Origin of the sequence: Levilactobacillus paucivorans, from assembly GCF_001437125.1 — a bacterium.
GTDB lineage: Bacteria > Bacillota > Bacilli > Lactobacillales > Lactobacillaceae > Levilactobacillus > Levilactobacillus paucivorans.
Window position 1 is genome coordinate 1 of record NZ_JQCA01000029.1, and the last position, 19,968, is coordinate 19,968.

General features: G+C 51.5%; 17 protein-coding genes. 7 read left to right on the plus strand and 10 right to left on the minus strand.

Going from position 1 to position 19,968, the window contains the following annotated elements; genetic code table 11:
* Nucleotides 1-276: 276 nt before the first annotated feature.
* Both IV54_RS02220 and IV54_RS02225 read left to right on the plus strand, forming a co-directional pair.
* Nucleotides 277-1,653: an Nramp family divalent metal transporter gene (locus IV54_RS02220; RefSeq protein WP_057877768.1), complete on the plus strand. Its 1,377-nt coding sequence runs from the start codon at nt 277-279 to the stop codon at nt 1,651-1,653.
* Nucleotides 1,654-1,780: 127 nt separating this feature from the next.
* Nucleotides 1,781-2,311 carry a GNAT family N-acetyltransferase gene (locus tag IV54_RS02225; protein WP_057877769.1) on the plus strand — a complete coding sequence of 177 codons (531 nt, stop codon included), beginning with the start codon at nt 1,781-1,783 and terminating at the stop codon, nt 2,309-2,311.
* Between the two features lie 386 nt (nt 2,312-2,697).
* Here IV54_RS02225 and IV54_RS02230 read toward each other — a convergent pair whose 3' ends face one another.
* The 5 genes from IV54_RS02230 to IV54_RS02250 all read right to left on the minus strand — a co-directional run bounded on the left by IV54_RS02230 (nt 2,698) and on the right by IV54_RS02250 (nt 8,893).
* On the minus strand, nt 2,698-3,447 hold the full coding sequence (locus IV54_RS02230; protein ID WP_057877770.1) for a glucose 1-dehydrogenase: 750 nt from the start codon (nt 3,445-3,447) through the stop codon (nt 2,698-2,700).
* A gap of 441 nt (nt 3,448-3,888) precedes the next feature.
* Complete coding sequence (locus IV54_RS02235) at nt 3,889-5,304, minus strand: NAD-dependent succinate-semialdehyde dehydrogenase (RefSeq protein WP_057877771.1); 1,416 nt, start codon at nt 5,302-5,304, stop codon at nt 3,889-3,891.
* 558 nt (nt 5,305-5,862) lie between these two features.
* On the minus strand, nt 5,863-6,429 hold the full coding sequence (locus IV54_RS02240; RefSeq protein WP_057877772.1) for a TetR/AcrR family transcriptional regulator: 567 nt from the start codon (nt 6,427-6,429) through the stop codon (nt 5,863-5,865).
* A 328-nt stretch (nt 6,430-6,757) separates the two neighbouring features.
* Nucleotides 6,758-7,249, minus strand: coding sequence for a methylated-DNA--[protein]-cysteine S-methyltransferase (locus IV54_RS02245; RefSeq protein WP_338034225.1), 492 nt, complete (start codon nt 7,247-7,249; stop codon nt 6,758-6,760).
* A gap of 441 nt (nt 7,250-7,690) precedes the next feature.
* The gene (locus tag IV54_RS02250) at nt 7,691-8,893 is read right to left on the minus strand and encodes an NAD(P)/FAD-dependent oxidoreductase (RefSeq protein WP_057877774.1); all 1,203 of its coding nucleotides are present in this window, start codon (nt 8,891-8,893) and stop codon (nt 7,691-7,693) included.
* A 787-nt stretch (nt 8,894-9,680) separates the two neighbouring features.
* On the opposite strand from IV54_RS02250, the gene IV54_RS02255 reads away from it, so the two are divergent.
* Together IV54_RS02255 and IV54_RS02260 are read left to right on the plus strand one after the other, a co-directional pair.
* Complete coding sequence (locus IV54_RS02255) at nt 9,681-10,322, plus strand: SDR family oxidoreductase (protein ID WP_057877775.1); 642 nt, start codon at nt 9,681-9,683, stop codon at nt 10,320-10,322.
* 205 nt (nt 10,323-10,527) lie between these two features.
* Nucleotides 10,528-11,409, plus strand: a complete 882-nt coding sequence (locus tag IV54_RS02260) for a LysR family transcriptional regulator (RefSeq protein ID WP_057877776.1) — start codon at nt 10,528-10,530, stop codon at nt 11,407-11,409.
* Between the two features lie 57 nt (nt 11,410-11,466).
* Here the strand turns inward: IV54_RS02260 and IV54_RS02265 are convergent, their stop codons facing one another.
* Nucleotides 11,467-11,760, minus strand: coding sequence for a hypothetical protein (locus IV54_RS02265; protein ID WP_057877777.1), 294 nt, complete (start codon nt 11,758-11,760; stop codon nt 11,467-11,469).
* 180 nt (nt 11,761-11,940) lie between these two features.
* Between IV54_RS02265 and IV54_RS02270 the strand changes: the two genes are divergently transcribed.
* From IV54_RS02270 to IV54_RS02280, 3 genes are all read left to right on the plus strand, one after another.
* Nucleotides 11,941-12,642 carry a response regulator transcription factor gene (locus IV54_RS02270; protein ID WP_057877778.1) on the plus strand — a complete coding sequence of 234 codons (702 nt, stop codon included), beginning with the start codon at nt 11,941-11,943 and terminating at the stop codon, nt 12,640-12,642.
* Nucleotides 12,632-13,993, plus strand: a complete 1,362-nt coding sequence (locus IV54_RS02275; RefSeq protein WP_057877779.1) for a sensor histidine kinase — start codon at nt 12,632-12,634, stop codon at nt 13,991-13,993. The genes IV54_RS02270 and IV54_RS02275 overlap by 11 nt, the downstream gene beginning before the upstream one ends.
* A gap of 476 nt (nt 13,994-14,469) precedes the next feature.
* A complete protein-coding gene (locus IV54_RS02280; protein WP_057877780.1) occupies nt 14,470-14,715 on the plus strand; it encodes a hypothetical protein in 246 nt (81 codons plus the stop codon).
* Nucleotides 14,716-15,031: 316 nt separating this feature from the next.
* On the opposite strand, the gene IV54_RS02285 is transcribed toward IV54_RS02280, so the two are convergent.
* From IV54_RS02285 to IV54_RS02300, 4 genes are all read right to left on the minus strand, one after another.
* On the minus strand, nt 15,032-15,451 hold the full coding sequence (locus IV54_RS02285) for a hypothetical protein (protein WP_057877781.1): 420 nt from the start codon (nt 15,449-15,451) through the stop codon (nt 15,032-15,034).
* A gap of 110 nt (nt 15,452-15,561) precedes the next feature.
* A complete protein-coding gene (locus IV54_RS02290; RefSeq protein WP_057877782.1) occupies nt 15,562-16,962 on the minus strand; it encodes a DHA2 family efflux MFS transporter permease subunit in 1,401 nt (466 codons plus the stop codon).
* Nucleotides 16,952-17,407, minus strand: coding sequence for a MarR family winged helix-turn-helix transcriptional regulator (locus tag IV54_RS02295; protein ID WP_083488480.1), 456 nt, complete (start codon nt 17,405-17,407; stop codon nt 16,952-16,954). The genes IV54_RS02290 and IV54_RS02295 overlap by 11 nt, the downstream gene beginning before the upstream one ends.
* A 707-nt stretch (nt 17,408-18,114) precedes the next feature.
* Complete coding sequence (locus IV54_RS02300; RefSeq protein ID WP_057877784.1) at nt 18,115-19,875, minus strand: thiamine pyrophosphate-binding protein; 1,761 nt, start codon at nt 19,873-19,875, stop codon at nt 18,115-18,117.
* Between the last annotated feature and the right edge of the window lie 93 nt (nt 19,876-19,968).

Below are 19,968 nucleotides of genomic sequence, written 5' to 3' on the forward strand. Positions count from 1 at the left end.
AACGCCTTATGAAATATTCTTTAATGTAGTGTTGCACTTAATTTGACAATTCAAGACATAAATGTTTTGGCGCCCAAAATTAATACCCCTCAAGGTTGACATTGCGGCTCAATAGCCTATACTTACGAATGGAATCAAAGTCTGTCGTACGACCCAGTCACACGAAATTGCTCTTATTCGCACCGTTTCGACTGGGACTTCTCCGGACTTTACAGGAAAGACAGAAGTCACTCGACTGCCTGAATTTCTAAGCCAATAGAAAAGAGGGATTTTTTTATGAAGAATCACGAATCCGATCCAAAGTCCAAGCACCATATGATCCAATCCACTGGCGGCGACCAGAAGAGTCTCGACGAAGTTAACGGGACTGTCGAAGTTCCGCAAAACGCTGGTTTCTGGCGTACCCTGATGGCCTATACCGGGCCGGGTGCCCTGATTGCCGTGGGGTATATGGACCCCGGTAACTGGATTACCTCCATCGCCGGTGGTGCCAACTACAAGTACGCGTTACTGACTGTGGTCTTGCTCTCCAGTCTGGTCGCCATGCTCTTACAAGCCATGTCAGCTAGACTCGGGATTGTGACCGGGAAAGATTTAGCGCAACTCACCCGCGAACGAACCGGTAAGAAGATGGGTTTCTTCCTCTGGATCGTGACCGAAGCGGCCATCATGGCTACCGATATTGCTGAAATCATCGGGTCAGCCATCGCCTTGAAGCTACTGTTCGGGTTCCCACTGATTGTTGGGATTCTGATTACCACCGCCGACGTCTTAATCCTCCTGATCCTGATGAAGTTAGGATTTAGAAAGATTGAAGCCATCGTTGCTACCTTGGTTGCCGTCATCCTCTTCGTCTTCTTATACGAAGTGATCTTGGCCCAACCAAACGTGGGCCAGATGTTGAAGGGCTACCTGCCTTCCAGCAAGGTGGTCACCAATCAAGGTATGCTCTACCTGTCCTTAGGGATTGTTGGGGCGACCGTCATGCCGCATGACTTGTACCTCGGGTCATCGATCTCACAAACGCGAAACTTCGATCGCAAGGATCGCAAGAGTGTGGCCAAGGCCATTCGCTTCACCACGATCGACTCCAACATCCAATTGACGTTGGCCTTCGTTGTGAACAGTTTGCTCTTAATCTTAGGAGCGGCCCTCTTCTTCGGGACCAACAGTGACCTGGGCCGGTTCGTGGACCTATTCAACGCCTTAAGCGACAGTAAGATTGTCGGGGCGATTGCCAGTCCAATCCTGAGTATGTTGTTTGCCTTAGCCTTACTGGCTTCCGGTCAAAGTTCCACGATTACCGGAACCTTGGCTGGTCAAATCATCATGGAAGGGTTCATCAACCTGAAGATGCCACTCTGGGCCCAACGGGTTATCACCCGTCTGCTCTCCGTGACGCCAGTGATCATCTTCGCCATCTACTATCACGGTAATGAAGCGAAGATTGAAAACCTCCTGACGCTCTCGCAAGTGTTCCTGAGTATCGCGTTACCGTTCGCCATGATTCCACTGGTGATGTTCACCAGTAGTAAGGATCTCATGGGTGAGTTCGTGAACAAGACGTGGTCTCGGATTCTCGGCTGGATCATTGCGGTAATTCTGATTATCTTAAACATCTACCTAATCTTAAATACGTTACATCTCGCCTAACCATGACGAGTAGCCCGGCCGGCTTGGTCGGGCTTTTCTTTTGCCGTCAGTTAGCTTGCTCGACTGCTTACCAACCGTTGACTTCTCCGCAATCACAGCGTATAACTAAAAAAACGAGGTGAGCCCTATGGCAGATTATCAAGTTTCCAAAACGATTGTGCTCAAGTCCCCCACGGCCGACGACGCCCCGGGATTATTTGACCTCGTCGACGCGGATCGCCAAACGCTGCGCCGTTGGTTGCCCTGGGCAGATGACACCGAAGCGGTGGCGGATGAGGCCGCCTTTCTCCGCATTTGCCAACGCCAGATGGCGCACGGTGAACTTTGGCTAGCCGTAATTTGGGTCGACAATCGGCCGGCTGGCATGATCGACCTGCACAACATCCACGACGGTCAGGCCGAGGTGGGTTACTGGTTAGGACGTGCCTTTCAGGGCCGCGGGGTCATGACGCAGTGCCTCGAAACCGTTGAGCAGATCGCCTTTACCACGCTTCATCTGCGTAAACTCTTCTTGTTAGCGGCTAGTGGTAATTTCGCCAGTCAAGGAGTGGCAAAACGCCGTCACTTTCAAGTGGAGGGCCGGTTGCGCCAACAGATTCCCGATACCCACGGCGGTTATTGGGACGCGGTGTTATTTGCGAAGTTGGCTTCGGATTGAATTTTTTAGCGTAAATTAAAGGCGGTGTGTTCCCGGAAATGGGAGCACACCGCCTGTTTTAATTATTTAGCTTTTTGAATTTACTCTGTTGAAACGTGCCAGCCAGGACAGTTGGTTCCGACTCTTTGAATTTACCTGGCCGAAACGTGCCAGCCAGGGCAGCCGACTCCGCTTAACCCCGTAAAGAAAATCATCCAGGTTCGGGATGATTCTCTTTACGACGTTAATGCTCGCTTGGGTTGGCTCTTTGATTTTACACAGTCGAAACGTGTGGTTAAAGGCAGCTGGTTGCGCTTAACCCCGTTAGGAAACTAATCCAAAACCAGGATTAATTCCCTAACGACGTTAATGCTCGCCAGCTAACCGCCTTTAACCGCACTCTTTTACTAGGCTCTCTGTCCGCCGTCAACGGTAAATTCAGCACCATTAGCGAATGAAGATTCGTCGCTACCTAAGTAGACACAAACCTCACCGATGTCTTGTGGCTTACCTAAGTGGCCCACTGGCACCGTCTTGGTGATTTGTTCCTTGGCAGCTGCGGGGATGATGGCCGTATCGATCCAGCCTGGGTGAACGGAGTTAACACGGATATCAATCCCACGTTGGGCTAAGTTCAAGGCCGTGGCGTGGCTCAACATCCGGGTCCCACCCTTACTTGCGGAGTATGCTGGGGCCATTGGTAACCCAATCAAACCGGCAACTGAGGATACGTTGATGATGGAGCCCTTGGCGTCGTTGGTCTTTTGCATCGTCTTGATAGCGGCCTTTTCACCTAAGAAATTAGCGGTCAGGTTGATGTCGATCACCTTTTGCCAGTCTTCTAATGACAGGTCTTCAATAGCCGTGTTCGGGCCACCAATTCCGGCATTGTTAACCAGGATATCCAGCTTACCAAACTTTTCAACGGTCGCGTCGATCACCTTTTGCCAGTCGGCTTCTTTGGCAACATCCTGTTGCACGAAGAGACTGACGTCGTCCCCAAACTTTTCAACGGCGGCATGGCCCCCATCGACGTTGTGGTTGGCGGTAATAACTACCTTGGCACCTTCGCGAACGTAGCATTCGGCAATACCGAGGCCGATTCCGGCAACCCCACCGGTAATAATGGCAACTTTACCCTTTAAACGATCAGTCATATCAAATCATCCTTTCAATCTTTTCTATTGTTCAGAATATCACACTCGGCTGGTGGGGGAAAATAATTACCCCTCTTAGTCGTTGATCGGCAACACTGGTCTTACGAACAACACCTATCAATTAGGATTTGCGCGATGGGTCTTCCGGGTGGTGCCTGAGAGGGCTGGAACGCCATGGGCGCGGTGGGAAGCCAAAGAGCGGTCTCCCCACCCGGCCTTATTGTAAGCTGACCAAAAACGTCAGCCAACAATAACGACACGGCTGAGCCCTCTCAGGCACCACCCTCCAGACCTTTTTCCTCAACGGGACACGTTCTGCTTCACTCTTAAGTAGTCGAGCAACAACAAACTACAATTAGTTACTAGCTACATAACAACGACCGATTCATAAAAAAATCCGAGACCTGCGCGCCCCGGATTTTAGTTTTTTATTCTTTTAGCTTAAAACTTGTGGGCTAAGACTAAGCCACCAGTTTCGTCCTCATTTGGATGGTCGCGCTTAACCACGAGTTCCTGGTTGACGAAGCTGAAGATCCCGCTCTGGCCAAGTTCACGTCCGAAGCCAGACTTCTTGACCCCACCGAATTCGAGTTCTGGCAAGGAACTGAAGAAGGTGTTGACGAAGACCATTCCCGTTTCGATCCGGGATGCTAATTCGGCACCATATTCGGCACTACCGGCAAAGACGATTCCGCCTAAACCGTAGTCGGCGTCGTTAGCCAAGGCGATGGCTGCATCGTCATCCTTAACCTTGTAAACCTGCGCCACGGGACCGAACATTTCCTTCCCGTAGGCGGGGTTGTCCTTGGTGATGTTGGTTAAGATGGTTGGCATGAAGAACTGGCCATCGTCGTCGATTGGTTCGTGGACGTAGTAGGCTGTCGCGCCACCAGCAATAGCTTCATCGACTTGAGCCTGTAACTTTTCCTTAGCCCGCTTGGAGTTCATTGGGGCTAACGTCGTACTTGGGTCCATTGGATCGCCCATCTTCACGGACGAGAAGGCAGCCTTCAAGGAAGCTAGGAATTCATCGTAGTTGTTTTCAGTAACGATGAAGCGCTTGGAAGACGTGCAGACCTGCCCGGCGTTGTACAAACGAGCCCGTGGTGCGATGTTCTTAACATCGGTCATGTTAGCATCGTGCGCAACGATAAAGGCATCGACCCCACCGAGTTCCATCGTGGTCTTCTTGAGGTGTTCACCGGCAACCTTGGCAACGGCAACTCCACCCCGTTCGGAACCGGTCAAGGCAACCCCTTGAACCCGTTTGTCAGCGACGACATCGGAGACTTGGTCGTAGGATAAGAACAAGTTGGTTAAGGCCCCTTCAGGCGCCCCGGCCCGGCGAACGGCGTCTTCGAAAGCTAACGCTGAGGCTGGGGTAATGGCAGCATGCTTGTAAACGATGGGGTCACCCACGGCAAAGTTCGGGGCGAAGATCCGCATCATTTGGTAGTAAGGGAAGTTCCAAGGTTCCACCGCCATCATGACACCCAGTGGATGGTTCTCAAGTTGAGCTTCACCGGCGATGGATTCGATGGCCCGCGGCTTCAAGAGTTCCTCGGCGTGGTCGGCATAGTAGTCGGCAATCATCGCACACAGAATCACTTCACCCTTAGCTTCACCGATCAACTTACCCATGTCCACCGTTAACACCTTAGCGAGACTATCGGTCTCATCTCTAAAGATCTGTGCCAACTTGTGGAGTACTGGAATTCGGCTGGATACTGGATCATTTCGCCATTTCAAATAGAGTTTTTGTGCCTTTGCTAAACTTTCTTCGACATACTCAGGAGTTGCGTCTTCATAAGTCTTCACAACTTCATTGGTATAGGGATTGGTTGTTTGATAAGCCATTCTACTTCTCCTCCTTATTGGGGTCATTCACGTTCACAAAGTAACCCCTTACATTTGACACTATACCCTCATAGATTGCGGAACGCTAGTATTTCGTTTGTGAGTTTCTATTCAAGATCTCTTGTGAAATTGCACACGGATTTAAAGCGCTATCATAATTTTCTAACAAAATTGGTCTATGGTTGAATTCTAGGTAAGACAATAAGATTTCAACTGCTTAATTTTCCTCGAAAACGACGGCTAAACCGGCGAATGTGTTCAAACATCACAAGTGGCAGACTGTACGCCAGTTATCCGAACTAGCCGGCCAAAAACGAAATGAGTCATTGGATTAACTCGTGTCGGCCGGAGGACAGTTCCAGACGAGCTCAGTCGTGCCGTTTGCCTTAGCGGAGTGGTTTTTCTCCGGTTAGGCAAAGACCGTGCTTGAAGACTTTCGCTTCTCAGAAAGGCTTCAAGTCGCGTCCACAACGTTCCAGCCCGTCTGGAACTGTCCGGAGGCATGGCCAGATGGATCCAAAAAAAGCGACTCTCGTGAGGAGAGTCGCTCGATAAGTATTAGCTTAACTTCCAACGGTCCAAAATCCCGTTGAACAGGCGGTTGGCCGTGGTAATCTGGTCCAACACCGTCCGGGGGCTAGCGGTAAAGTTATCGTTTGCCCACTTATTAATTATTCCCAACGAGCCCGCGGCAATGAATTCCGCGGACGTGTCGATCACGTCTTCCTTTAAGTAACGGTACTCAGGCATTGCGTGGAGCAAAATTGACAATCTTGACGCCACAAACTCATTCGCAGATTGACGCCAGACGCCCCCATCGTATGGGTAAGCGTTCAAGAAAAGTTTCGAATGGTCAGCGATCCGTTCCAATAATTGGATCGTTGCCGGCCGCCAATTTTCTAGGGTCAATGCCGTGGGTTGTTCATGCCGTGGGGCGTCCACGATAAAGTGTTGGTAGACAAAGCCCAACAATTCATACTTGTCAGCAAAGTAGTAGTAGAACGTTTTCCGGTGAACCTCCGCCTCGTCAGCGATCTCACGGACCGTGACCTTGTCAAACGTATTGTGGTTTAACAGCGAAGCCAAGGCCTCCGCAATACGCTCCTTAGTTTCCGATGCAGCCATCGTGATACCTCCAATCATACACACCATTTAGATTTTTATTTTGCACGTTACTAGCATCCCCCCCGGAAGCTAGTAACCTTAACTAACATCCTAAGCTGACTAAAATTATACGCGTCTTCACGCCAGATAAAACCCTTTTCAGAGAAAAATGTCAGTTAGTTGCTCATTAGTTATATCTATCAACTATAACCTCGATTATCCTTTAAACAGCCTTGATTATAGCATAACCACTGATATATTGTACGATACTTTTGTGCACAATAGGTAATTTATCCGTAAATTTTCTGAAAAACCCGAAATCTTTTTCGTTAATTACCTCACCAGTGAGTCATTTTAACGGTCCCTCCAGCTCTAAGAGCCATTGTTTCCGTTTTAGGCCCCCCGCATAACCAGTTAAATCCCCATTTTTACCAACTACGCGGTGACAAGGAATGACCAGACTAATCGGGTTGTGACCAACCGCACCCCCGACAGCACGCGCTCCGGGATTGTGGCCGATCGCCATCGCAACCTTATCTGCTATCTCGCCATAGGTCCAAACTTGACCATACGGGATTGTTCGTAACACTTGCCAAACTTGACGCCGCAACGGCGTCCCGTCAGGCCGAACCGGGAAAGTAACGGATGGTTGTGCGCCGTCAAAGTAAGCCGCCAACCAAGTCGCGAGCTGGTCAAATACCGGACAATCGCCAGTCGGCGTCGCGGCGGGCAACGTACTCCCGAAGTGTTCCTGATCATCGAACCACAAACCGGTAATGGCCGACCCATCGCTAGCCGCGGTCATCGATCCCAGTGGCGTGTCAAATTGCTTTTGCCACATCATGATCACCCTTTTTTACTTATTTTATCATTAAAAAAGACGATAGGCTAACATTAGTCAATTAAATTTTTAGCGAGGCCACCCTTCCTAGTGGTTAGTCCACCGGTCTTCAGGTCCTTATTGGCGTCCGATCCCACCAACCACGCACCCTATCCGCAAACTAACGCTGTTAATTGTTCCATAACTAGGTTGAAAAAAGAATTTAATTGCTGTTAGATTTTCTAGGGTGATCGCCGGTCAGGGCCACCAACACTAAAGCCTGAAACTGTCAAAGCTAGTCTTTGCCAATTTCATCTGGTAACCACCCCTGTCGGTTCAAATCGCCAGAATTATTATCTCAACCACTGACGGACATTTATAACAAAAGGTGAAAATAACCACATCAGTCGCCCAAACCTAGGACGATCTAATGTGGTTATCTCAATACTACCGATTTAAATTTTAGTGATACAGGTCGAACCGACCCTTGCTGAAGACGGTACTCAGGTGGGCACTTTCCAGTAAGGAACGGTCGGTGATAACCTTCTTCATCGCTGAGGCAACGTAGCCCTTGATCTTACGGTTACTACTGAAGATTTCACCGATTCCGTCGCGGTCACTCAGTGAGGCCACGGTCCCGACGGACTTGTAAACGAAGGGTAAGGTCTCACGACCACGCCGTTGTAAACCGATATTCTTGGCGGCTTGTGCCCCCGCAGCCAAGGCAATTTGCGCCGTGGTTGGGTAAGGACGCTCGCTGTCGGCATCCATGACGGCGGCCACGTCACCCACGATGTAAACTTCAGGATGGTCGGCTATGGACAGATCGGGTTCAACAACGACTCGGTTCCGCCGTTGTTCGAAGCCGGAATCCGCGATAACTTGTGAGCCACTGACCCCCACGGTCCAAACGATCGTGTTGGCCGGCACTTCGTGTTCCTCATCGTTGCCGTCGCTGTAAACGACCGCACCGGGCTTGATTTCCTTAATGTTGGAGCCTAGCTTCATGTCGACGTTGTGCTTAGCCATGAAGGCCATCGCATAATCTGCCAGGGACTTGTCAAACATTGGCAAGATGGCTGGTGACCGTTCCAGACAAACCAGCTTGATGGCCGGCGTGTTGTAGCGCGTCTGGAGCTTTGGCAGAGACTGCGTCAATTCACCCAGGAGTTCAATCCCGGTAAATCCAGCCCCACAAACGGCGACTACTAAGTCGTTGGGATCTTGGCTCTGGGCATAGCCCTTTACCTTGGCCTCAATGTGCTGGTAAACAGCCTCGGAGGTTGCCAAATCATCCATTGGTAAGGCATTCTCCTCGGCCCCTTTCAGACCAAATGTTTCGGACTGGAAGCCTAAAGCCACAATTACATAATCATAGGTGATCGGTTCGTGATCCGCCAACGTGACCTGCTTCTGATCCACGTCTACGTTGGTAACCGTGTCGCAAATGAAGTCCACGCGACTACTGATGACATCATTAATCTCATAGGTGATCCGGTCGGGCGCAATGGTCCCCGCCGCCACCTCGTGCAGATTGGTTTTTTCCGTGTGGGTACTCGTCTTATCAACTAAAATAATTTTATCTTCACTAGGTACCTCACGCTGTAGGAACTTGATTGCCCGCATGCCTGCGTAGCCACCACCGAGAACTAAAATCGTTGCCATATTAAACGACCCCTTTTCTGCTAGAGTTCCCTGAAGTTCGGTTAGTTTGTTAATCCGTTAATCGGCTAAGCCCATAATCTCTTAACCGAAGACCACTCCCCCCGGAGAAATCAGCGGGTGACCTAATCATCAGGGATGATTTACTTCTATTATACGAGTTATCAGGTGAAAAGCCATTGAAAGCGGTTTATTAAATATTTCACAAATCCAACGCCTAACCCGACTAAACCACTAGCGAATTGGTTAACCCAGTGTGGCAGTCGCCCCAGACCTCAGCGAGTCACTTTAGCTGAAATCTCCTCACGAAACCTTTATGGTAGAGGTTAGTTAAGTTAATTAGGTTTGGTGGTTGTTCTCACCTGCGGTCACGAGACGCCACCCTGTGAGGCAGACCTGAAGCCTGAGAAGCAGGCTTCAGGGCAACCTTGAACCTCGAAAAACACGAGTTTCAAAGTCGGCCGTGGTCTAAGTCGAGAAACTACCTCGACTAAGACCACCGACACGGGGTTCTGTCTCGTGACCTCCGGTTAAAATAAAACTGTCAGCATCACCATTAACGGTTGGTATCCTTTAGCCGGAGGTGATCAGTGGGCCGTCCTGTGTCGGTGGTGTTAGGCCGGCGTTCTTCCGGTCTTACAGCAGGGGCCGCCTTTAAGACCCGCGCCCCTTGTGGGGCTTAAAGACGAGTCCGAAGACCGCTTCCTGGCTTCGGGCGTGCCTCATAGGACGGCCCGCTGATCACCGCAGACGGAAACCAGAAACCAAACCATTCAAGGAGGATTTCTTCATGACAACATTAGTAATTGGTGCTCACGGCCACGTTGGCCAGCACATTGTCGAACAACTTGCAGCTATGGGTGAAACCGTCTATGCTGGGATCCGCTCCGAATCTCAAGCCGCAGAATTAAAAGCCTTAGGGGGCCAACCCCGCACAGTCGATCTGATGGGCAGTATCGATGACTTGGCTGCCGCCATGGCCGGCATCAACACCGTCGTCTTCTCTGCCGGTTCCGGTGGGAGTACTGGCGACGACATGACCTTAAACATTGATCTCGATGGGGCCGTTAAGTCCATGATTGCCACAGAAAAGGCCGGGATCAAGCGTTTTATCATCGTCAGTGCCATGGGTACCGACGACCGGTCCTTCTGGAGCAAATCGGGCATTCGGCCTTACTACGTAGCGAAGTTCTACGCGGACGAATGGCTCAAACACCGCACCAATCTGGATTACACCATTGTCCGTCCTGGAATCCTGACCAACGATGCCCCAACCGGCAAGATCACTACTCAGACGGCCGATAGCGCCACGAAGTCCGTCAGCCGGGTCGACGTAGCCGCAGTGGTTGCCACCATCGTGGCGCATCCCCAACCAAAGCAAACGATTGAATTCGTCAACGGTGACACGGCCATTGACGCCATCATCCACTAAATTTAAGAAGTTCTTAGCACGTCAGCCAGGTTGGTTGACGTGCCTTTTCTTTCCCGCCAGACTGGCGTTTGCGACCGGTTGCTCATTGATTTATTCCCCCACGCCGCGTAAAACAGTACATAACCCACTAATTGGTATAAATTGTTTATCCCCGATGTGATAAAATAAGTTTATAAATGATTAACAACTGGAAAGGAAATAGCGCATGAATTTTAAAGACTTAGCATACTTTACCCGATTAGTAGACCGTCAGAGTTTCTCTCGCGTCGCCGAAAATTTTCAGGTGACCCAACCCGCGGTATCGGCTGCGCTACGCCGGCTGGAAAAGGAATTGGCCATCCCCTTGGTCGACCGCCGGCAATCCCGCCGCGAGGTCACGCTGACCCCTGCTGGTAACCAGTTCTACGCCCACGCTAGCCGAATCTTAAATGAATATCACCGTTCCCAACAAGACTTAGTCAGTCTGGAAAAAGGCACGGTGCGTCTGGGTCTACCACCCATTATTAGTCAAAACCTTTTACCTCAACTGGCCCCGGCCTTGCAAGAGGCTGATTTGTTCAGTGCCTTGAAGCCCGTCGAAGGTGGTTCCAACCAGATCCTCAAGAAGCTTCTAGCCGGCGAACTGGACGCGGCCTTCATTGGTACCGCGGGCAGCCTCCCCTCCGATACCCTGGAAGTGGAGGAACTGACCTCTGCCGAATTTGCCATCATCGTCAGCCAACAACATCCCCTGGCTAACCGCAACCGGGTCAGCTTCAGCGAGTTTGTTGACGACCCCTTCATCATGTTGGAACCCGGCTACGTTCAAGATAACGTCTTCCACCAGCTATCTGACGCCGGTATCACCCCGAAGATTCGGTTCCAAACCAGTCAGGTCGAGCTGATTAAACAGCTGGTCGCGGTCAACGCCGGGGTCAGCCTGTTGATCGACCTCGCCATCTCGCAGAGTGATCCGCTGATCGCGTTACCGCTACTAGATGATGTCCCCCCATTCCGCATTTGCCTAGTCACTCGTAAGGGACAACATCCCAACGCCGCTACTCAGGCCTTCATTGACTTGGTGCGAAACGAACTAAAAGGAGCGTAATCCCCGGCTCTAGCCGACAATCACGCTCGAATTAGCTTCTATTCTACTGATTAATAATTATTTCAATTGACGGTCGTCGTGCTTGTTGTCCAGGTTTAGGGCACTGGCATTGACGGCCGTTTGTACTTGGCTGGAAATCTTCTTAGTTGTGACCCGTTGTAAGTGAATCTTAGCTGGTTGGATGCCGGCGTTGGGCCGGTCACTCAGCTGAATGGACGTCCGAATCTCGGGGGCATTGTCACTGGTCGTCGTCTTGGTTGCGGCAGAAGCCCCGGCAGAGGTTGCCAGCAAGGTTGTCACCGTCATGGCAACCAGCATTACTTTAGTCATCATCGTTTTAATTTTAGTCATTTTAACCACTCCTCAGTTAGTTGTTTTGGCTGTTCGCTTTCGATGACTTAGTTATACCATGGGACGCGCCCGCTAATCTTGAAGTTAAAATAAGTCGCACATAAGAATTTCTTATTTTCCACTAGCGGCATTATGTTATTATGCATTTAAACACCACCACACGAAGGAGTATCAGCGTTTATGAAAAATACAATTCTACTGGTCGAAGACGAGGAAGGCCTGGCCAGCTACGTTGCCAAGGAACTGACCTTCGAAGACTTTACAGTGATTACGGCCGCAGACGGTGAGGAAGCCTGGGAAACCTATCAGGAAAAACGCGACGACCTGCTTTTAATCCTACTAGATTGGATGTTACCCAAGATGGATGGCATGCAGGTTCTCCGTCGAATTCGCAAGCACGACGACCTCCCCGTCATCATGATGACCGCTCGCGATTACCTCGGCGACAAGGTCACTGGGCTAGACACCGGGGCCGACGACTATATCACGAAACCCTTTGAAATCGAAGAACTCCTCGCCCGGATTCGCGTCATCCAGCGCCGGGCCGAGCATCAGACCGGCCGTGACCAAGCCTACCATTTAGCCGATCTGACGCTGGTCACCAAGACCCGCCAGGTCGATCGCGGCGGGCGCAACCTCCAACTTACCCAGCGTGAATACGACCTCTTACTCTTCTTGTTACAGCACCCTGGCCAAGTCTTCACCCGCGACGAGCTCCTCGATAACGTCTGGGGCGTCGACTTTCTCGGCCAACAAAACGTGGTCGACGTCTACATCGGCTACCTGCGCAATAAAATTGACGTGGGCGACGCGCCGCACCTCTTTCACACGGTGCGTGGCGTCGGCTACAGCCTAAAGGAAGATGATGCTGATGCGAACTAAGCAGCCGCGATCATACGCGGATATCATTCGTCACTCGTTTACCAGTCTGCTGGTGACCATTGGGATCGTCATTGTCCTCACGGTCAGCATCACCCTGGTCGTCGATCAACTCACGCGAGCCCAGAACCAAGCGGCCCAACTGAGTGCCAGCCTCCAGACCTCACAGGTCAGTAATTTCCAGGACTGGCTCAAGGTGAATCAAGCCAGTGGACTGAACTCTCACAACACGTTTGTCTTCATCAAACAAGCAAACGGTACGACAACGTCACTCCTCCCACGAGGGGCAGCGCTCGCCGCAGCCAGGACCTGGTCGATTCCCTTTACCCATCTGACCTATTTCAAAGGCTGGGGACTCTATTTCTCCGAATCGCTGAAGACTGGGGGCCGCACCTACGATCTCTTCATTGGGATGCACGTGTTGGTCGGCAATCTCCATATCTTAATTGCGGTGCTTATCATTATTATTTGCCTGAGCTTCCTAATTGGGCTGGCCTACGTTCGCCGGCTGGCCAATCGTATCAGTGCCCCCACTATGGCCTTGGCCCAAGCGGCCCAACAAGCCGCCGCCAATCCCGAAAGTACGCAGCCAGAACTGCCACGACCAACGGAACCGGTGGAAGTGGCCCAACTAGCCAGCGACTTCAACCAACTCCTGGCCGCCCAGAATGGCCGACTGCAACGTGAGCGCCAATTTATCTCCGACGCTTCGCATGAACTCCGCACACCCATCGCCACCATTCGGGGCAATCTCAAATTAATCGAACGTCGCGGAGAACAGCATCCCGAGGTCATTCCCGAATCACTGGGATTCATCGACCAGGAGTCCTTGCGGATGCAACATCTGATTGAAAACTTACTCCATCTTTCCCGTGCCGATCGAGCCGCGGTCACCTTGGAACCCCTAGATATCGCGCTCATGGCCCGGGGTGTCGTCGAACACTACCAACCCCTGGTCAGCCAACCGTTGACGTTTAACGGCCCCACAACACCGACCATGGCCCTGGGTAATCAGGACATGCTCCATCAAATCCTAACGGCCCTCCTCGACAATGCCCACAAATATTCACCGGCCGACCAGCCCATCACGGTGACCGTCGCCACAACCGACGACCACGTGACCCTCACGGTGGCCGACCAAGGAACGGGGATTGCACCGGAGAACCGCGAACACATCTTCGAACGGTTCTACCGGGTTGATAGCGCCCGATCCAACAAAATTGAGGGCAGCGGCCTGGGACTCGCCATCGTTTCCCAACTGGTCAGCCTCAACCATGGCACGATTGCCGTCACCGATAACACCCCGCACGGCAGTCGATTTGCCGTAACCTTGGCCGCCGCAAAGGAAAAATAAGAAATTCTCAGGTAATCCTTAATTGAAATCAAGGACTAAAGCGACCTTTCCCCGGTATACTGGGTCCATAGATGATATCTGAGTGGTTCTGGTTAACCACCTAGCTTCACCGCCTGCGTCAACCAGACGCCACCCGGTGAGGCAGACCTGAAGCCAAAGTTCGGTCTTCAGGGCAACCTTGAACCTCAAAAGACGAGTTTCAAAGTTGGCCGTGCTCTAATCCGAGAAAAAACCTCGGCTAAGACCACCGACACGGGGTTCTGTCTGGTTGCCTCCGGCTAGGACTGGTTGAACACACAACATAATATCAAATATCACCTATTATGTTGTGAATGTAATTCAGCCTCGGTTGGACAGGAGCAGAGTCCCGTGTCGACGGCGTTAGGTCGGTGATTTGCCGGCCTTACAGCGTGGCGTTCCTGACCAACCGAGACAACCAATCTCGGATGTCATAATTTGAAAGGAAGCGTGAGATTATGCTGATTGATGACAACCCGCAAATTCATACGATAACACCCGCCCAGATTACGAAGGTTTTCTACCCTTACGTCATCGCCAAGACGGAAGCCGGGAGTTACGTCAACCTGAACTTAAGCGACCAGGAACGCAAGGACCCCTTGTTCTGGGAATCCATCGCTAACATTGCCAAAGCCAAACTTTGGGTGCCAATTGGCGAAAAGTTCCATCAACTCTTAGCGTACGATTGGACGTACGCGATGTAACTTTCCCACTCAAAACTTAATCGCCGATCATGAATTAAAGGCCTCCAGCGAGAGTGTCCATTCACCACTAAATCGGCCCCTAACCTTAGCCCCCAAGCTGCTTGACTTGGGGCTTTTTTGTCGCAAGAGTGCGCCATCAGGCGGTTAGTCGGCGATCATTAACGTCGATTACGGAAAAATCCCGGGCTTGGATTATTCCGTAATCGGGGTTAAGCGGAGCCGACTGCCTGATGGCGCACGTTTCGGCTAGGTGGCCACCCACGAAAAAAAGCCTGGGTTTCATCCCAAGCTCTCGTTTAAAATTTACGTTCAATTCTTAATGGGGAATCGGTTTGTGCGTGAACTCCGCCTTCCGCCGCAACTGTTTGCGGGTCTGTCCCACCATAATCTCCGTGGGATAAGCCAGGTACCCATCCAGGGTGCCACCAAAGCTGGCAACGCAAAAGCTCATAAAACCCCAGACTGCGGGCGACCAATTTGGAAAGTAAGGAGCCACGCAAGCGATGATCATGAAGAAAATAAAACCAACTAGACCTTCAAATCCCTGCCGACCAAACCGACTGAAGTAAGGGTACTGGCGCGTGAACAAGCCGTCAACAATGACCAGTCCGAGCATTGCCCCCACCGCCAACTGTTTGCTGGATGCGCCGGGTTCGAAAATCACCGGACTCATCAGCAACATCAACACCTGAAGAAACCAGAACGAATGAAACGCATAGCGCCAATCAAACCGCATCCGAATCGCCTCACTTTCCAAGTTGGGTTCCGCTTTTGGACTCCCAGTGTAGCACAGGAAAGCTTAACAATAGGCTAACGGAAACTGACCTGGTTAGGGTAGTTGCAATACTAACGCGCGGTTGTTCCCTGTTCAGAGCGAAAGGCTACCAGCATGCTGAGCAAGGCTCCGAGTCCGGTCACTACCAACACCAGCAACGCCCATTTAGAACCCAACGCCGTTTTAACAACGGTGCTGCCACTCCCAGAGGCTTGGCTAGCGCCGATAATCGCGGAAACCACGGCGGTCCCAATGGCTCCGGCAAACTGCTGGAGTGCGTTCATCAAGGCATTACCGTCCGCCTTAAGGTCAGCGCCCAGTTGTTTCAAACCGGCCGTCATAATGTTTCCGAAGGCAACGCCGATCCCCACCATGTAGACTACATAAAGCCACAGAATGGCCGCAACCGACAGATGACTGGCAAAGACGGTCATCAGTAGCAACGTGATGACAACAACACTCAGGCCCAAGAGAATTGGCCGCTTAGCCCCGAACCGATCCAAGATCTGACCCCCAATTGGAGAAAAGGCGGCCCCGATGATGGCACCCGGCAAGACCACCAGTCCGGCCACGAATGCCGTCTGCTGATCGACCAACTGTAGGTAATTTGGCAGGATAAAGGAGAGTCCCAGTGCGGTTGTTTGAATCAGAAAGAAGGTCAGTAAATGCCAGGCAAAGGGCCGGTTGCGCAACGCATCCAAATGAATCAAGGGATGGTCGATATGATCCGACCGGCGAACAAAGCCAACAGCCCCAACAATGCCGATGATCCAAGATCCCAAAACCGACCAGCTTAACCAGTCATGACTACTCAGGGAACTGAAGCCGTAGATTAGACCCCCGAAGGCCATAATTACGGTAATCATGCTGAGAACATCGAAAGACTCCTGTTTCGTGGGCACAACCTGTTTGATTGTCCGAATCCCCACAAAGAATGAGATGACGAGGAAGGGCACCAGAATCCAGAAAATATAGCGCCAGTTGAAATTGGTCACTAGGATTCCCCCATAAGTTGGCCCAATAGCGGGTCCCACGGCAGTGATCAACGTCCCGATCCCAGTCATCAACCCAATCCGACTCAACGGCACCTGTTCGAGAATAATGTTAAACATTAAAGGTAAGGCAATCCCGGTGCCGAGTCCTTGAACAGCTCGTCCCAGTAATAACCACGTAAAGGTCGGTGCCATGGCATCTAACAACAAGCCCGCGATAAACAGGAGGTTGGCCGTCACAAACAACGACTTCAACTTAAAACGTCGTTTCAAATACGAGGAGATCGGGACGATGCAGGCCACGATCAGGAGATACAACGTGGTCATCCACTGCACGGTCCCCGTCGTCACGTCAAACTGCTTCATTAACGTGGGAAAAGTAATGTTCATCGCGGTCTCCACGATGACCCCACTCAAAGACATCAGACCCGTAGCCAGAACGGCTCCGACGACGCGTGGTTCAATTTTTTCATTTGCCATTAGGTGACTCCTCTCCGGGGTTCGACTGTCCCCACTGTGAAACCTGCTGTAAAGCGTGACGAAAGGCCGCAGCCTCGTTGGCCGTCATCCCCGCCAACATTTTGGCATCCTGTTGTTCCAAATAGGTCGTGACGATCGGCACCAGCTGTTGGCCCTTGGCTGTCAATTGCAGTTGCCGTTTACGGCTATCACCGCTAGCCACCACCCGAGAAACCAGGTCGCGTTCCACCATTCGCCGGATCATCACGGACGCCGTAGACCGTTGGACGTGAAACTCCTGCTCAACGTCTAACTGGTAGGTATCGGCCGTTCCCTGCCGACCGAGAAAATCAATCACGGACATTTGCATCCCCGTGAGATTATATTGCCGAGAGAATTCGTTCATTTCAAAATCCATCTGGTGCTCAGCATCTCTCAGCCAGGCTCCCAATCTTCTATTTGGCATTTTGCACTTCCTTTTGTTAGTCAGCTAACAATTTTAAACTGAATCTTTAATAAATGCAAGGGTTAATTGCCGCTGGCGAGTCGTTCAGGCCGCCGGTGGTTAGGGGTGTCAGCCTGTGAGGCACGGTCGAAGCCTAAGAAGCGGTCTTCGACCTCGAATTCAAGCCCCACAAGGGACGTGGGTCTTGAATTCGTCCCCTGCTGTAGGGCCGGAAGCCCACCGGTCCAACACCACCGACACTGGCTGACACCCCTAACCCCCTCTGGCCCAGACTGATATTGTCAGCAACGAACCCAATCTCCACAAGCCAACTATCATGCCTTACCAATCCCTAATTATCAATCACCAGTCAAACTGGAATAACCATTTTATCTCCGAATAATCCGATCAGCTCACAGAACTTGACTATATTACGTCTAATCTACCCACATCAATAAAATTATGGTCTTACTATCACTCCAGCCGGAGGCACCTAGACAGAACCCCCGTGTCGGTGGTCTAAGCCGAGGTTTTGTCTCGGCTTAGAGCACGGCCAACTTTGAAACTCGTGGGCTTCGAGGTTCAAGGTTGCCCTGAAGACCGCCCTTCGGCTTCAGGTCTGCCTCATGGGGGTTTTGTCTAGGTGCCGCAGGCGACCGCATTGAACGCAAGACCAAAAAAAGCCGCACACGATCAAGTCTGATCGCATGCGGCAGTTAAATTTAATTTTAGAGATTGTCACCCTTGGCCCGTAACAGTTCACCTAAAGCTGGTTGTTCCTTAGGATCGATGTGACTGGTCTTGGCGTAGGCATCAACCATCTCTTGCCCATAAAGCTTGGCATCGAGTGGCATGAAGGCCGTGCCGATCGGGTCGTCGTCCTTGATAACGGCGTTGACCACGATTGGCTTGCGGTTCCCCTTAGCTTGCAGGTCTTTGATTTGATCGAAGACCTTTTCGACTTCGGCGTTGTTAGAGACGGTGAAACCAATTCCACCGAGTCCTTCGGCAACCTTAGCCCAGTCGGCGTCGGTCAAATCAACCCCGTACAAGTGTTGCTTGGTGTCGACTTGTTCACGATAGATGAACCCGAAGCGCCGGTTACTGAAGACCACGTTGATAACGGGTAATTCATAACGGGCTTCCGTAATAATGTCGGGGGCCACCATGGCAAACCCACCATCACCGGAGAAGGACCAGGCTTGGCCATCGGGCACACTCAAGGCCCCGGCTAAACCGGCTGGCAAGCCATAACCCATCGTGGCAAATAAACCAGAAAGCACGAAACGTTGTTGCTTGTCCATTGGTAAACCACGAACAGACCACTCGGAAACGTTCCCGGTGTCGACCCCGTAAGTATCCTTAGGGCCAACCATGCTGGCAACCTTCTTCATGACAGCTTCGGGTGCGAGGCCCTGACTGTCGTCATCGGCCTGTTGGGCCAACCAGGTATTCCAATTCTGTTTGTTCTGCCGGTTAGCCCGCAACCAATCCGTTTCTGGCAACGTTTCCCCGGTGGCGATCATGGCCTGAAGGTAATTCTTGGCATCACTGATCACGGCGTAGTCAATTGGGACCATCTTCCCAATATCAAAGGAATTATCGTTAACTTGAATAATCTTAATATTCTTTGGCCAGTACTGGGCAAAGGGGAACTCGGACCCGAGGAAGAGAATCAGGTCGGTATGCTGGAGCGCTTCAAACCCAGACTTGGAACCTAAACGCCCAAATGTCCCAATGGCGTTGGGGTGATCGGTTGGAATCACGCCAGTAGCGGGCACCGTGTTGAGCACGGGAATGTGGAACTGTTCACTGAATTTGACCAGTTCATCTCTGGCGCCGAGTAACCCACGACCAGCGTAAATTAAGGGATGCTTGGCTGCCTTGATCAGATCGAGCGTAGCGGTTACCGCGGCAGGGTCAATTGTTTGAGTGTAGGTATTTGAGACCGTGTTTGGCGTCTTGACAGGTTCGTAGTCAATCTCCGTCGCTGACAAATCTTCGGGGATGATGACCACGGCTGGGCCCTTTTGCCGGTAGGCTTCACGGATGGCCTGGTTGACCATGTAAGGCAACTGTTCAGCCGTGGTAGCGGTCCGGTTGTAGACAGCCACGTCACTAAACATTGGCGTCTCGTCCATTTCTTGGAAGTAATTTGTATTCATGGTTGGCTGTGGAACTTGACCGACTAACGCCAACATTGGGACGTGATCCATCTTGGCATCGTAGAGGCCGTTAAAGAGGTGGGTGGCCCCAGGACCGGCGGAACCAAAGGCAACGCCGACCTTACCGGTATACTTGGCATCGGCTGCGGCGGCTAAAGCCCCGACTTCTTCGTGGCGGACCTGGATATATTGAATCTTGTCCTTTTCCAGATAGAGGCCTTCAACGGTATGGTTGATAGAACCCCCGGGAATGCCGTAGAGGTGATCGACACCCCATGCTTCTAGAACTTTTACCAATGCTTGACCCGCAATCATCTTTGTCATTTGAATCGCGCTCCTTTGGTGTAGGTGTCGGTCACGCAGCACCCCAAAATCATTGATTAGCCACATCATAGTCCCAACTCACGGTGAATACCA